At 68.3% G+C, this 14,267-nt stretch carries 11 protein-coding genes; 5 read left to right on the top strand and 6 right to left on the bottom strand.

The window, feature by feature from the left end:
- Nucleotides 1-105: 105 nt before the first annotated feature.
- Nucleotides 106-912 (top strand): TspO/MBR family protein, encoded by an 807-nt coding sequence (locus AB0N61_RS15065; RefSeq protein WP_363365156.1) that lies wholly within the window; start codon nucleotides 106-108, stop codon nucleotides 910-912.
- A gap of 27 nt (nucleotides 913-939) precedes the next feature.
- Here AB0N61_RS15065 and AB0N61_RS15060 read toward each other — a convergent pair whose 3' ends face one another.
- Genes AB0N61_RS15060 through AB0N61_RS15035 form a run of 6 tightly spaced genes read right to left on the bottom strand, consistent with a single transcriptional unit; the run spans nucleotide 940 to nucleotide 8,710 of the window.
- Nucleotides 940-1,611, bottom strand: coding sequence for a response regulator (locus AB0N61_RS15060; protein WP_363365155.1), 672 nt, complete (start codon nucleotides 1,609-1,611; stop codon nucleotides 940-942).
- A complete protein-coding gene (locus tag AB0N61_RS15055; RefSeq protein ID WP_363365154.1) occupies nucleotides 1,608-4,145 on the bottom strand; it encodes an ATP-binding protein in 2,538 nt (845 codons plus the stop codon). The genes AB0N61_RS15060 and AB0N61_RS15055 overlap by 4 nt, the downstream gene beginning before the upstream one ends.
- Nucleotides 4,145-4,744 carry a potassium-transporting ATPase subunit KdpC gene (gene kdpC / locus AB0N61_RS15050; protein WP_363365153.1) on the bottom strand — a complete coding sequence of 200 codons (600 nt, stop codon included), beginning with the start codon at nucleotides 4,742-4,744 and terminating at the stop codon, nucleotides 4,145-4,147. The genes AB0N61_RS15055 and kdpC overlap by 1 nt, the downstream gene beginning before the upstream one ends.
- Before the next feature lie 21 nt (nucleotides 4,745-4,765).
- Nucleotides 4,766-6,922 carry a potassium-transporting ATPase subunit KdpB gene (gene kdpB / locus AB0N61_RS15045; protein WP_363365152.1) on the bottom strand — a complete coding sequence of 719 codons (2,157 nt, stop codon included), beginning with the start codon at nucleotides 6,920-6,922 and terminating at the stop codon, nucleotides 4,766-4,768.
- 1 nt (nucleotide 6,923) lies between these two features.
- On the bottom strand, nucleotides 6,924-8,621 hold the full coding sequence (kdpA, locus tag AB0N61_RS15040; RefSeq protein WP_363365150.1) for a potassium-transporting ATPase subunit KdpA: 1,698 nt from the start codon (nucleotides 8,619-8,621) through the stop codon (nucleotides 6,924-6,926).
- A complete protein-coding gene (locus AB0N61_RS15035) occupies nucleotides 8,621-8,710 on the bottom strand; it encodes a potassium-transporting ATPase subunit F (protein ID WP_363365148.1) in 90 nt (29 codons plus the stop codon). Before AB0N61_RS15035 ends, kdpA begins: the two co-directional genes overlap by 1 nt.
- A 293-nt stretch (nucleotides 8,711-9,003) precedes the next feature.
- On the opposite strand from AB0N61_RS15035, the gene AB0N61_RS15030 reads away from it, so the two are divergent.
- The 4 genes from AB0N61_RS15030 (at nucleotide 9,004) to AB0N61_RS15015 (ending at nucleotide 14,109) form a co-directional block, all read left to right on the top strand.
- On the top strand, nucleotides 9,004-10,401 hold the full coding sequence (locus AB0N61_RS15030; RefSeq protein ID WP_363365147.1) for an RHS repeat-associated core domain-containing protein: 1,398 nt from the start codon (nucleotides 9,004-9,006) through the stop codon (nucleotides 10,399-10,401).
- 691 nt (nucleotides 10,402-11,092) lie between these two features.
- Entirely contained in the window at nucleotides 11,093-11,842 is a 750-nt protein-coding gene (locus tag AB0N61_RS15025; protein ID WP_363365146.1) for a hypothetical protein, read from the top strand.
- 632 nt (nucleotides 11,843-12,474) lie between these two features.
- A complete protein-coding gene (locus AB0N61_RS15020) occupies nucleotides 12,475-12,780 on the top strand; it encodes a hypothetical protein (protein WP_363365145.1) in 306 nt (101 codons plus the stop codon).
- Nucleotides 12,781-12,930: 150 nt separating this feature from the next.
- Nucleotides 12,931-14,109 (top strand): SLC13 family permease, encoded by a 1,179-nt coding sequence (locus tag AB0N61_RS15015; protein ID WP_363365144.1) that lies wholly within the window; start codon nucleotides 12,931-12,933, stop codon nucleotides 14,107-14,109.
- The last annotated feature ends 158 nt before the right edge of the window (nucleotides 14,110-14,267 follow it).

The raw sequence follows: 14,267 nt of genomic DNA, 5'->3' as shown, positions 1-14,267 counted from the left end.
TCCCGACTCCGCCGCCCGGCGTCGTATCGCTAGCCTGGCTAGCTGTTCGCCTGGCGAGAGTCAAGGGTCTGTGCGGGAGTCGCGCACGCGCGTACCGTTCGGAGCATGGACTCCCGGACGCAGGACATCATCCGCCAGACGGTCATCATCGCCTCGGCCGTCTTCATGCTGATCGCAGCGGCCGTCGGGTCCGGCGCATTCGGCGGCACCTCGGTCAGCGAGCTGCAGGACGGAGCACTGTCGGCGCAGGGGTCGTACCTCGCGCCCGCCGGCCCCGCGTTCTCGATCTGGTCGCTGATCTACCTCGGTCTCATCGCCTACACGGTGTGGCAGGCGCTCCCGTCGCAGCGGGCAGATGAGCGCCAGCGCGCGGTCGGCGGATGGATCGCCGCGTCGATGATCCTCAACGGGCTCTGGCTCGTGACGGCGCAGTTCCTCTCGCTGCCCCTGACCGTGCTCGTGATCGCCGTGCTGCTCGCGACCCTCGCGCGGGTCATCGTGATCCTCGGACGCAGCCGGGCACGCACGTGGCCCGAGCGCATCGTCGTCGACGGCGCGAACGGGCTGCACTTCGGCTGGGTCACGATCGCGACCGTGGCGAACGCGACGGCCTGGCTGACCCAGATCGCCCCCGAGAGCTGGGCCGATCAGGCGGAGCTCTGGGCGGTCGGCGTGCTTACGGTCGTGCTGGTGATCGGCGTCGCCACCGCACTCGTCACCCGGCGCATCGCTCCGGCGCTCGCGACCGCGTGGGGCCTCGGCTGGCTGGCCGTGGGACGCCTCACCGGAGAGCCCGAGAGCATGGTCACGGCCATTGCGGCGATCGTCGTGGCGGTCGCTCTCGTCGCCGCCGGCGTGTGGGGAGTCCTGCGCCGACCCCGTGCTGACACCCCGCGCGACACCGCGCGCTGAGAGACCCCCGCGCCCGGCCCCGAGACCTCAGAGCACCAGTCGGTAGCCCATGCCCGATTCGGTGAGCAGGTGCACCGGGGCGCTCGGCTCGGCCTCCAGCTTCTTGCGCAGCTGCGACATGTACAACCGCAGGTAGCCCGAGTCGGACACCTGCTCGCTGCCCCAGATCTCCTTGAGCAGATCCTGCCGAGTGACCAGGGCCCCGGGATGCCGCGCGAGGTGCTCGAGCATGCGCCATTCCGTCGGTGTCAGGTGCACGCGCGAGCCCGCCCGCGTGACGGTCTTCGTCGAGAGGTCGACGACCACATCGCCGAACCCGACGGTCGACTCTCCGCCCGCGGGCATCGCCCGACGCGACAGCGCCCTCAGCCGGGCGAGCAGCTCGTCGACCTGGAACGGCTTGGTGACGAAGTCGTCGGCTCCGGCATCCAGTGCCTCGACCTTGTCTGCCGACCCGGTGCGGCCCGAGACGACGATGATCGGCACGGTCGTCCATCCCCGCAGCGCCTGGATGACCTCGATGCCGTCGAGCCGCGGCATCCCGAGGTCGAGCATGATGAGGTCGGGGTGCGTCTGTGCGGCGGCGGCCACGGCTGCGGCGCCATCCGGTGCGACGACCACCTCGTACCCGTGGGCGGCGAGCGTGATGCGCAGCGCGCGCACCATCTGCGGGTCGTCGTCGGCGATGAGGAGCTTCACTCCGTCTCCTCCTGCATGAAATCGGTCTGTGCGGCGAGCGGCAGAGAGATGACCATGGTGAGTCCACCGCCGGGGGTGTCCTCGGGTGTCAGAGTACCGCCCATGCCCTCGGCGAATCCGCGCGACAGAGCGAGGCCGAGGCCGAGGCCGGTGGTGTTGTCGGTGTCGCCGAGGCGCTGGAACGGCTGGAAGATCTGGTCGCGCTTCTCGCGGGGAACCCCGGCACCGCGATCGATGATGCGGATCTCCGCCCGCTCGCCGATGGTGCTCGTCGACACGATCACCCGGCTGTCGGCGGGGGCGTGGCGGTGCGCGTTCGCGATCACATTCACCAGCACCCGCTGCAGCAGCACCGGGTCGGCCGAGACGGCCGGAAGGTCGGCGTCGAGTGCCAGCTCGACATCGCCCGGTCCGAGCCCGAGCTCGTCGACGGCGGCGAGAACGGGACCCGCGACGTCGAGCCGCATGCTCGAGACGGCGAGCACGCCCGCCTGCACTCGGCTGACGTCGAGCAGGTCGGTCACGAGCGACGACAGGGTCGCGAGACTCTCATCGGCGGTCGCGAGCAGCTCTTCCCGATCGGATGCCGACAGACCGTGAGCGCCGCGGAGTCCGCCGATCGCAGCGACGGCCGAGGCGAGCGGGCGACGAAGGTCGTGGCTGACGGCCGAGAGCAGCGCGCTGCGCACCTGATCGGTCTCGGCGAGGGCGGCCACCTCTCGGGCCGTCGCGCGCAGGTCGGTGTGCTCGATCGCGGCCGCCAGCTGCGCGACGATCGCGTCGAGCAGGCGCCGAGCCGGGGTGTCGAGCGGTTCGCCGTGCAGTTCGAGCACGGCGGGTGCCGACCCTCCCGCACCGACCGGGATCGTCGTGGCGCGGCCGTCGGGAACGGGTTCGCCGTCACTGGCGAGCACCTCGCCGTCGGCACTGAGCAGGCGCACGCCGGTGAGCCCGAACGCCTCTCGGGTGCGGCTGACCAGGGCGAGCACCGCGTTGTCGCCGCGCAGCACATTGCCGGCGACGGCGGCGAGCAGTTCCGCCTCTGCGGCTGCGCGTTGAGCGGTGCGTGCTCGTCGCGCCGCCTGGTCGACGATGATGCTGACGAGAATGGCGATCACGACATACAGCGCGAGCGCGAGTACGTGCAGCGGATGCGCGATCGTGATCGTGAAGATCGGCGAGACGAACAGGAAGTCCAGTGTGATGCCCGACAGCACCGCCGCGAAGACGGCAGGTCTCAGCCCGCCCACGAGCGCGACGATGACCACGAGCAGCTGGAACGCGAGCACCTCGACCGTGATCGACTCGGGGCTGCGGTAGGCGAACATCGCCCACGAGAGAAGGGGCCCCACGACCAGCGCGATGACGAAGCCGAGCAGCTGACGCCGCCAGCCCAGAGCGCCGCCCGTGATGCGGGGGAGGGCGACCCGACCGCCGGCGGCGGCGTGCGTGACGATGTGCACGTCGATGTCGCCCGAGCGGCGGATGACTTCGGAGCCGATGCCCGGTCCGGTGAGTGCCGCGGCGAGACGACCGCGGCGGCTGACCCCGATCACGAGCTGCGTGGCGTCCGCGCCATGGGCGAACTCGACGAGAGTGCCGGGGATGTCGTCGCCGATGATCTGATGGAAGCTGCCGCCGAGAGATTCGACGAGCGACCGCTGCGCCGCCAGGGCACCGGGCGTCTCGTCGCGCAGCCCGTCCTGCGCGGCGATGTGCACCGCGAGCAGTTCGCCGCCTGCCGAGCGCGCGGCGATCCGGGCTCCGCGTCGCAGCAGCGTCTCGCCCTCGGGACCGCCGGTGAGGGCGACGACCACGCGCTCGCGGGCCTGCCAGGTGCCCTCGATGCCGTGGTCGGCGCGATAGCTGCGCAGTGCGCTGTCGACCTCGTCGGCGAGCCAGAGCAGGGCGAGTTCGCGGAGCGCCGTGAGGTTGCCGAGTCGGAAGTAGTTCGACAGGGCGGCGTCGATCCGTTCCGCCGGATAGACGAGTCCGGCCGACAGGCGGTCGCGCAGCGTCTGCGGCGCCAGGTCGACGACCTCGATCTCGTCGGCGGCGCGCACCACGGCATCCGGGATCGTCTCCTGCTGCGCGATGCCGGTGATCTTCTCGACCACCGCGTTCAGCGACTCGATGTGCTGCACGTTGACGGTCGTGACGACGTCGATGCCCGCGTCGAGCAGTGCGCCGACGTCCTGCCAGCGCTTCGTGTTGTGCGATCCGGGGGTGTTCGTGTGGGCGAGCTCGTCGACCAGCGCGATCTCGGGTCGCCGCGCGAGCACCGCGTTCAGATCCATCTCGCTCAGCGGCACGCCCCGGTGCAGATCGACGCGCCGGGGAACCTCGGGGATGCCGATGGTCTGCGCGGCCGTGGCGGCCCGGTCATGCGTCTCGACCACCGCGATCACCACATCCCGGCCCTCGTCGAGCAGCCGGCGTCCTTCGACGAGCATCTCGAAGGTCTTGCCGACACCGGGGGCTGCACCCAGCAGCACGCGGAGTCGGCCGCGCTTGCCGTGGCGCTCTGGCGTCATCAGCCCTCCTGCTCGTCGAGCGCGAGATTGAGTTCGGCGACGTTGATGCGTTCTTCGCCGAGGAATCCCAGATCCCGCCCTTGAATCCTAGACTCCACGAGGTCGCGCACCCGCTGCTCGGGCAGGTCCCGTTCGTCGGCGACACGCGCCACCTGCAGCAGCGCGTACGCGACGCTGATGTGCGGGTCGAGGCCCGAGCCCGATGCTGTCACGGCGTCGGCCGGCACGGCATCCGCGCTCACGCCCTCGCGCTCGGCGATGGCGGCCCGGCGCTCGCCGATCGCCGCGACGAGGTCGGGGTTCTCGGGGCCCAGGTTGCTGCCACTGGATGCGGTTCCGTCGTAACCGTCACCGGCGGCCGACGGACGCGACTGGAAGTACTCGGGCAGCGCCTCGCCGTCGGCATCCGTGAAGGACTGCCCGATCAGCGAGCTGCCCTTGTCGTCTGCCAGCGGAGAGCCGTTCGCCTGGAACGGCAGCAGCAGCTGACCGATGCCGGTGACGACGAGCGTGTAGCCGACGCCGAGCACGAGGGTGAGCACGAGCATCGCGCGGATCGCGACGCCGGTGGTGCGGGCGACGGTGCGGGAGGAGGACATGGGGTGCCTTTCGAAGCGAGGTCAGAAGCCGGGGATGAGGGTGATGACGAGGTCGATCAGCTTGATGCCGATGAACGGCGCGATCACACCGCCGAGGCCGTAGACGAGCAGGTTGCGCTGCAGGATCTGCGACGCGCTCGCCGGCCGGTACGTCACTCCGCGCAGTGCGAGCGGGATGAGGAACACGATCACGATCGCGTTGAAGATGATGGCGCTCGTCACTGCGGATGCCGGCGAGTGCAGCTGCATGATGTTCAGCGCGGCGAGCCCGGGGAAGACCCCCATGAACATCGCCGGGATGATGGCGAAGTACTTGGCGATGTCGTTCGCGAGCGAGAACGTGGTGAGGGCGCCGCGGGTGATGAGCAGCTGCTTGCCGATGCGCACGATGTCGATGAGCTTGGTCGGGTCGGAGTCGAGGTCGACCATGTTGCCGGCCTCCTTCGCGGCCGACGTGCCCGTGTTCATCGCCACCCCGACATCGGCCTGGGCCAGTGCCGGAGCGTCGTTCGTGCCGTCGCCGGTCATGGCGACGAGTCGGCCGCCCTCCTGTTCGCGCTTGATCAGCTCGAGCTTCTGCTCGGGTGTGGCCTCTGCGAGGAAGTCGTCGACGCCGGCCTCCTTCGCGATCGCCGCGGCGGTCAGCGGGTTGTCGCCCGTGATCATGACGGTGCGGATGCCCATGCTGCGCAGCTCGTCGAACCGCTCGCGCAGGCCGTCTTTCACGATGTCTTTGAGGTGCACGACGCCGAGCACCCGGCCCTCGCCCGTCTCGTGCTTCACGGCGACGACGAGGGGCGTGCCACCGCTCGACGCGACCCCGTCGACGAGGGCGGTCAGCTCGGCATCCGACTCGCGTCCGAGCCAGGCGCTGATCGCCGAGCCTGCTCCCTTGCGGATCTGCGTCCCGCCGAGCAGGTCGAGTCCCGACATGCGGGTCTGGGCGGTGAACGGCACGATCGTGGCGCCGGTGGGCTCGTCGACCTGGATGCCGCGCGACCGGGCGAGTGCGACGATCGAGGCGCCCTCGGGGGTCGGGTCGGCGAGCGACGACTGCGCGGCGAGGAACAGCAGCTCCTCGGGGTCGACCCCGGCCAGCGGCAGCACCTCGTGAGCCTGGCGATTGCCGTAGGTGATGGTGCCGGTCTTGTCGAGCAGCAGGGTCGTGACGTCACCCGCGGCCTCGACCGCGCGACCCGACATCGCGAGCACGTTGCGCTGCACGAGTCGGTCCATGCCGGCGATGCCGATGGCCGAGAGCAGGGCGCCGATCGTGGTCGGGATCAGGCACACGAGCAGGGCGATCAGCACCGGGATGCTGACGGGCGACGCGGCATACGATGCGATCGGGTTGAGGGCGAGCACCACCACGACGAACACGATCGACAGGCTCGCGAGCAGGATGTTGAGTGCGATCTCGTTGGGGGTGCGCTGACGGCTGGCGCCCTCGACGAGTGCGATCATGCGGTCGACGAACGTCTCGCCGGGCTTCGAGGTGATGCGTACGACGATGCGGTCCGACAGCACGCGGGTGCCTCCGGTGACGGCGCTGCGGTCGCCGCCCGACTCGCGGATGACCGGGGCGCTCTCGCCGGTGATGGCCGATTCGTCGACGGTCGCGATGCCCGCCACGATGTCGCCGTCGCCGGGGATCAGCTCGCCCGCCGTCACGATCACGATGTCCTCGCGCTGCAGCTCGGCCGACGAGACCTCGACGGTCTCCGAGCGCTCGGCCGCGGCATCCGCGCTTGCGTCATAGCGAACGACCCGGCGCGCCATCGTGCTGGTGCGGGTCTTGCGCAGGCTCGCCGCCTGGGCCTTGCCGCGCCCCTCGGCCACCGATTCCGCGACGTTGGCGAACAGCACGGTCAGCCACAGCCAGATCGCGATGCCCCACGTGAACGGCGCAGGAACCGGCGTTCCGCCCGAGTCGGCCGGGCCGCCGAGGAACGGCTCGGCGATCGCGAGCACGGTCGTGAATGCGGCGCCGACCCAGACGAGCAGCATCACGGGGTTGCGCACGAGCGACGCCGGGTTGAGCTTGCGCAACGCCCCGGGCAGGGCCTGCGTCAACGGGGCCCAGCCGAACGAGCGCGCGGGGGCTGCGGGCGCGGAACCGGATGCCGCAGCATCCTGCTGTTCCGACGGTGATTCGGAGGGCGTGGTGATGAGGGTCATGTCAGACGAGTCCTTCAGCGAGGGGTCCCAGTGCGAGCACGGGGAAGTAGGTGAGTGCCGTGATGACGACTGCGACGGCGGTGAGGAGGCCGACGAACTGCGGTCGGTGCGTGGGCAGGGTTCCGGTGTTCTCGGGCACGCGCTGCTGCGAGGCGAACGACCCTGCCAGGGCCAGCACGAGCACGATCGGGATGAACCGGCCGAGCAGCATGGCGACACCCAGCGCGGTGTTGAACCAGGGGGTGTTGGCGGTGAGTCCGGCGAAGGCCGAGCCGTTGTTGTTCGCCGCCGAGGTGAAGGCATAGAGCACCTCGCTCATGCCGTGGACACCCGGGTTGAGGATGCTGGTCGATTCGACATCCGATCGGATGCCGGGGATCGCGAAGCTCAACGCTGTGCCGGCGAGCACCAGTGTGGGCGTCACGAGGATGTAGAGGCTCGCGAGCTTGATCTCCTTCGGGCCGATGCGCTTGCCGAGGTACTCGGGGGTGCGGCCCACGAGCAGACCGCCGACGAACACGGCGATGACAGCGAGCACGAGCATGCCGTAGAGACCGGTGCCGACGCCGCCGGGGGCGACCTCGCCGAGCATCATGTTGAGCATCGGCATCATGCCGCCGAGTGCGGTGTACGAGTCGTGCATCGAGTTGACGGCCCCGGTCGAGGTCAGCGTGCTCGCGCTGCCGAAGAGCGCGGACCCGAGGATGTCGAAGCGCACCTCCTTGCCCTCCATCGCTGCCCCCGCGAGTTCAGGGGCGCTGCCACGGCCGGCGAGTTCGAGGGCCGAGAGGGCGAAGGTCGAGACCAGGAAGATCGTGCCCATCACGGCCGCGATCGCGTAGCCCTGACGGTTGTCGTCGATCATGCGGCCGAACGTGCGGGGCAGCGCGAACGGGATCACGAGGATCAGCAGGATCTGCAGCAGGTTGGTCCAGCCGGTCGGGTTCTCGAATGGATGCGCCGAGTTGGCGTTGAAGAAGCCGCCGCCGTTGGTGCCGAGCAGCTTGATCGCCTCCTGCGAGGCGACCGGTCCGCCGGGGATGCTCTGAGTGCCGCCTGAGATCGTGGTCATATCGGTGAAGCCGGCGAAGTTCTGCACGACACCGCCCGCGATCAGGGCGATGGCGCCGAGCAGGGCGATGGGCAGCAGGATGCGTCCGAGTCCGCGGATCAGGTCGACCCAGAAGTTGCCGATGGTGGTCGAGCCCCGGCGGGCGAAGCCGCGGATCAGAGCGACCGCCACGGCGAGGCCGACGGCTGCCGAGACGAAGTTCTGCACGGTGAGGCCGGCGAGCTGCACGGTGTAGCCCATGGTCTGCTCGGGTGAGTACGACTGCCAGTTGGTGTTCGCGACGAACGACGCGGCGGTGTTGAACGCCAGACCTTCGGGAACCGCGGGGAGCCCGAGCGACTCGGGCAGGAAGCCCTGCAGACGCTGCAGCCCGTAGACCAGCAGCAGGCCGACCACCGAGAATGCGAGCACGCTGCGGGCGTAGGCCCGCCAGGTCTGCTCGGATGCCGGGTCGACCCCGATCAGTCGGTAGATGCCCCTCTCGGCCTTCAGGTCGCGCGGCGTGCTGAAGACGTGCGCCATGTAGTCGCCCACCGGCCGGTACAGCAGCACGAGGGCGACGACGAGCACGGCGGCCTGGAGGATGCCGAACCAGAGGTCGGCGCCCGTCGAAGAACCCGCGCCCATCAGAACTTCTCCGGGGCGACGAGAGCCACCACGAGGTAGACGACGGCGGCCACGCCGAGTGCGGCAGCGATGATCTCGAAGACGATCACAGTCGCTCCACCCCCTTTGCGACGAGAGAGACGAGGGCGAACAGCGCGAGAGTCAGCGCGATGTAGATGATGTCGAGCACGAGACTCGATACAACCCCCGTGCCGACCGGCATATGGCGATCCTCACGCTTTGCCTACGGGGGCGTGCGGGATGCATGCGAGTTGCTCACGTTCCGGGGCGGTGTGGCCGCGCGGCCGAGCGGTGTGGCCGCGCGTTGTGAAGGAGATCTCACGCAAAGAAGGAGCCAATCCGGCATCCGATCCTTCGATCTGGGAGTTCTCCTTCGGTTCGGGTGACCCGCTCGGACGCCGACCCGCTCCGATCGCAGTCATTTTCCGCGCTGTTGTCGTATTCGGTCGGTGCCGTTCGTGGTGCAGGTAGAGGGCGGCCGAATCGGCCGCTGCAGGACGAGAAGCGGCGGCCTCAGGTCAGACAGCAGACCTCGTACTGCTACGACTGGGCTGACCGGTTGCGGTCGACGGCGGTGACGGGGGCAATCCCGGGCGCGTCGAGTGTGGCGGATGGTGTTCCGGCGGCGGAGATCGTCTACGACGCGCGGGGCAACACGACGCGTCTGGGCGACATGCAGTTCACCTACGACGCTGCGAACCGCCATGTCGGGACGACGTATGCGGATGGTTCGACCGTGGTGATAGTGCGGGATTCGACGGGGCGTATCGTGTCGCGGACTACGGATCCGGCGGGGTCTGCTCCTGCGGTGGTGACGCGGTATCTGTTCGCGGCGGCGGGGGATGCGGCGTGGGGCCAGAAGGTCGGCACTGCCCTGACCCGCAGTGTGGGGTTGCCGGGTGGGGTGTCGTGGACGAGTCAGGCGGGCACGGTGACGTGGTCGTTCCCGAATCTTGCCGGTCACGGGTTGATGACCCGGTCGAGTGGGACGAATGGGGCGTTGCTGCTGTGGGATCCGTTCGGGCAGCCGGTGGACCCGGTGACGTTCGCGGTCGGCACGGCGGCGTCGAATGACACCGGTCAGGTCGCGGGAAATACGCTGTGGCATCAGGGCGCCTTGAAGCCAGCGGAGTCGGTGGGATCGACACTCGTGGTCGAGATGGGTGTCCGGTTGTATGTTCCCGCGCTGGGCCGATTCCTGCAGGTCGACCCGGTTGAGGGCGGCGGCGCGAATGACTACGCGTGGCCCACCGACCCCATCAATATGGATGACCTCAGCGGTGAGAAGTGGTCGTTTGCACCAGCTAAGGAACTGGGGGGCCCGACAAACGCTGGTAAGCGCGGGCGGTGGCTTGACACACCCGCCTCCGTCAGGGCCTCAAAGCCAGTGCGCCCCGGGTACATCATCACTTCGACGATCGCCTCTGCGATGAGCATCGCCTCGTTCGCGGCGGGTGTAGCGAGCACGGGTCTTGCCGTCGCTGCCTTTAGCGTCAAGGTCCCCGTGGTCGCAGCCCCTTTGCTTGGCCTAGCAACCGTCGCCGGATGGGCGGCGACAGCTTGGGGAACAGTGGGCGTCCTCGCCGACTGCGTCGCGCACGCCTGGGATCCTCTATGCCTGGTAAGCCTCGGAGGGGCGGCAGCCGGTAACGCCATCGGCGTGCTAGGCGGACCACTCGGTGGAGTGTTGGCAGGTGGAATCTTCAGTACGCTCACGGGGGGCGTGATGTTCATGACTTCCCTCCCTGGAGCAGCGAGGAGACCTGAAATTGCCTGGTGAATCGAACGACTGGCTCAACACGCTACATAGCGCACCGATCGGTCCAGCGACAACACTAACTCGGAGCTTCGCCATGGCAGTGGCGTTGTTTGCTGGGTTAGTATGCATCGCCGCACCCTCTTTACAAGGAGTGCCCTGGCCGAATCGGATCATTGCGGGACTTCTAGGCATCGTACTTGTTGCTGTTTCCTTCCTGGGGTCGGTGAGGTGGAAGCCGCTGCTGTGGGGTATGAAACGGGACGCTGAGAAGGTCGGGGGCACGAGCATATTCGCCTATATGCAGGCTGCGTTTGGAGATCCCGGTCAGAACGACCCGGATTTTTTCGGTAGCGGGTGGGTGATACGTAGAGGCAAGAGCTTGGTGCTATCCCAGCGAACGGTGCCGGTCGGTTCACGACAGATCACTGTGCGTTCCATCCCGTTGCGCGACATTGCTGGAGTGTCGTTCCGAACTGCGGACAGTACCCACTTCAACCGACTAGTCATTGAGCTCAAGACAGGCAAGGAAGCGACGTTTACAGTGGTTCCACCTAGCGGCTCAGCACTGCGCGGCGCGACGGAGGATGAAACGCGAAACGCAATGGGACGCGTTCTGAATGGCATGCGATCGGATGAATCTGACTCCTAACGGTCGCCACCGTTCCGGTAGCAGGTGGCATATCCAAATGGTCGACGCTGAGCCAGGTGGCTCATGTGGACGGCGCCGGGTCAGGCCGCGGTGACGACGCAGACCTCGTACTGCTACGACTGGGCTGACCGGTTGCGGTCGACGGCGGTGACGGGGGCAATCCCGGGCGCGTCGAGTGTGGCGGATGGTGTTCCGGCGGCGGAGATCGTCTACGACGCGCGGGGCAACACGACGCGTCTGGGCGACATGCAGTTCACCTACGACGCTGCGAACCGCCATGTCGGGACGACGTATGCGGATGGTTCGACCGTGGTGATAGTGCGGGATTCGACGGGGCGTATCGTGTCGCGGACTACGGATCCGGCGGGGTCTGCTCCTGCGGTGGTGACGCGGTATCTGTTCGCGGCGGCGGGGGATGCGGCGTGGGGCCAGAAGGTCGGCACTGCCCTGACCCGCAGTGTGGGGTTGCCGGGTGGGGTGTCGTGGACGAGTCAGGCGGGCACGGTGACGTGGTCGTTCCCGAATCTTGCCGGTCACGGGTTGATGACCCGGTCGAGTGGGACGAATGGGGCGTTGCTGCTGTGGGATCCGTTCGGGCAGCCGGTGGACCCGGTGACGTTCGCGGTCGGCACGGCGGCGTCGAATGACACCGGTCAGGTCGCGGGAAATACGCTGTGGCATCAGGGCGCCTTGAAGCCAGCGGAGTCGGTGGGATCGACACTCGTGGTCGAGATGGGTGTCCGGTTGTACGTGCCCGCGCTGGGCCGGTTCCTGCAAGTCGACCCCGTTGAGGGCGGCGGCGCGAATGACTAATCGTGGCCCACCGATCCCATCAACGGGCACGACCTCAGCGGCAGAGCTTGGTGGGATGACGCGGCAAAGTGGATTACGGATAGTCCCGCGGGCAACGCGTTGATGTTCGCATGCGGATTCATCCCGGGCGCTGTTGGCATGGCGTGTGGTGCGATTGAGACAGCTGCCTACGTTGTGCAAGGGCGCCTCGGCGAAGCCGCCGTATCGGCCGTGGCAATGGTGGCAAGCTCTGTCGGAGGGGGTGCGGCCGTTCGGGCCCTGAATGCGGCCTCGGCAGGCGCCATTGCCAATCGAACGCTGCACGTGGGAGTGTCGGCTGCACGGCCGAATCGCGCAACGATCCGCGCAGTGACTCAGCAGGTGCGGTCGAACAATCGATGGCTCGGAAACGGGGTGGCAAACGTTATGGTCGGCTCGGCGAGCTACGCAGCCAAGCCAGTGGCTGCAGTGTGGACTGTCAACTGGGGCAAGCCTTATAGGGCGATGGGACGCTCGTGGGGAAGGTGAGAGGTTCCGGTCGAGGTGCCCGGCTGGGCAGTTTGCTCTGGGGTGCGGCGGCTAGTGGCCTGTTCGTCGTGGTCAGCTGGGGCTCGGAGTACTGGTGGATTGGAGTGCCGGTGTACGGTATCGCCGTGGCCGCACTCCTTCGGTCGTTCTTCCTTGGCGTGTGGGCTGGGCCTGGCGAAGTAGTCGTGGTGTCGTGGTTTCGCCGCTACTCCTTCACTCGCGGGCAGGTCTCGGCCTTCGATGTGACTCGCTACTACGGTGCGGGTGGCGATGGCGTCGGATGGCTCCCGTTCATCGGTTCCCTGCGCATGATCGAGGTGGAGCGCGTGACAGGTCGACGGGTGCCTCTGGCCGTCACCGTCGGGCGTAGCCGCAACGTCGTTCTCCTCGCTCGGCTCATGAGGGAAGCGCTCGAGATGAACCCCCACTAGCGTAGGAGCAGACGCAAGTGAGAAATCCCGGTGAACGCCTTCCGGAGTGCGATCAGATCCTTCGCCCAGTGCGCCGCAAGCATCAGCGGATGGGGCGCGGCGGTCCCGGACACTCACCGGATCACACCCCACCGGCTCTACACTCAGCGAGTGAGTGCGACGCGACGGCGGCTGGGAGCGGGGACGATCATCGTCTTGGCGCTCATCGCCGTGGCCCTGGTCTGCATCGTCACCGGCATTCTGCCGGCCTCGGATGCCGAGGCGCTCGGCGCCCGCATCGCGCCTGTGCTCGGATTCGTCGTCGCGATCACGATCGTCGCCGAGCTTGCGCGAGATGCCGCGGTGTTCGATGTCGTCGCGCAGCGCCTGGCGCGCTGGGGGCGCGGTCGGGTCCTCCTGCTCTGGCTGTCGGTCGTGGTGCTCGCCGTCGTCAGCACGGTGTTCCTGTCGCTCGACACCACGGCCGTGATCGTGACGCCGGTGGTGGTCGTGCTGGCGCAGCGCGTCGGCATCCCTCCGCTGCCGTTCGCGCTGGTCACCGTGTGGCTGGCTAACACGGCATCCCTCGCTCTTCCCGTGTCGAACCTCACGAATCTGCTCGCGGCACCGTCGATCGGTGACGATCCCCTCGCGTTCCTCGCCCTCAGCTGGGCGCCGACACTCGTCGGAGTACTGGTGCCCGTCGTGATCCTCACGCTGCGACACAGGCGCACGCTCTTCGGCCACTACCGGACGCCGACCGGCGGTGACCCATCCGACCGGGTGCTGTTCTGGGCGGCCTCCGGCATCCTGCTTGTGCTCATGCCCCTGCTCGCGCTGACCCACGACGTCTGGATTCCCGCGACGATCGCGGCACTCGCCCTCGTCGTGTTCTTCGGCATCCGTCGCCGTCACGTGCTGCGCCTGTCGCTCGTGCCGTGGCAGGCGATCGGCCTGGCGGCAGCGCTGTTCGTCGTGGTCGAGACGGCACACGCGAACGGGCTTCTCGACTTCCTCTCGGTCCTCGCGACGAGCGGCAACTCGCCCGCTGAGCTGCTGCGTCTCTCGGCGGCCGGCGCGCTCGCGGCGAACGGCGTGAACAACCTGCCCGCCTACCTGATCCTCGAGCCTGCCGCCGGCGACCCTCTCGCCCTCATGGCGCTGCTGATCGGGGTGAACCTCGGCCCGCTGATCACACCGTGGGCGTCGCTCGCCACGCTGTTGTGGCATCACAGGGTGGTGTCGCTGGGTGTCGAGATCCGCTGGGGCAGCCTGATGCTCTGGGGTGCGATCGTCGCGGTGCCGACGGTGCTCGTCGCAACGCTCGTGCTGGCGGTCGTCGGCGGCTGATAACCGCCCGCGCCGGCCGCAGGGTGAGGAAAAGGGCAGCGACTCAGGTCACGGGATCTGGGGGAGGTCCGCGGCACGTCATGGGGAGTGGGTGCCGGGTGAGGGTCGCTGCCCTACGCCAACAACGCTACGCACACCTCGTGCGATCCGGTGAAACT

It is taken from the genome of Microbacterium sp. NPDC089320, from assembly GCF_040684875.1.
In the GTDB taxonomy this organism is placed as follows: domain Bacteria; phylum Actinomycetota; class Actinomycetes; order Actinomycetales; family Microbacteriaceae; genus Microbacterium.
The sequence above is the reverse complement of the archived record's forward strand: the minus strand, read 5'-3'. Positions and strand labels throughout refer to the sequence as shown.

What these genes read in the sequence shown, in the direction of transcription:
- AB0N61_RS15055 (WP_363365154.1), bottom strand. Translation starts at nt 4,145, where the DNA reads ATGACGCCAGAGCGCCACGGCAAGCGCGGCCGACTCCGCGTGCTGCTG.
- kdpA (WP_363365150.1), bottom strand. Translation starts at nt 8,621, where the DNA reads ATGGGCGCGGGTTCTTCGACGGGCGCCGACCTCTGGTTCGGCATCCTC.
- kdpB (WP_363365152.1), bottom strand. Translation starts at nt 6,922, where the DNA reads ATGACCCTCATCACCACGCCCTCCGAATCACCGTCGGAACAGCAGGAT.
- kdpC (WP_363365153.1), bottom strand. Translation starts at nt 4,744, where the DNA reads ATGTCCTCCTCCCGCACCGTCGCCCGCACCACCGGCGTCGCGATCCGC.
- AB0N61_RS15025 (WP_363365146.1), top strand. Translation starts at nt 11,093, where the DNA reads ATGTGGACGGCGCCGGGTCAGGCCGCGGTGACGACGCAGACCTCGTAC.
- AB0N61_RS15065 (WP_363365156.1), top strand. Translation starts at nt 106, where the DNA reads ATGGACTCCCGGACGCAGGACATCATCCGCCAGACGGTCATCATCGCC.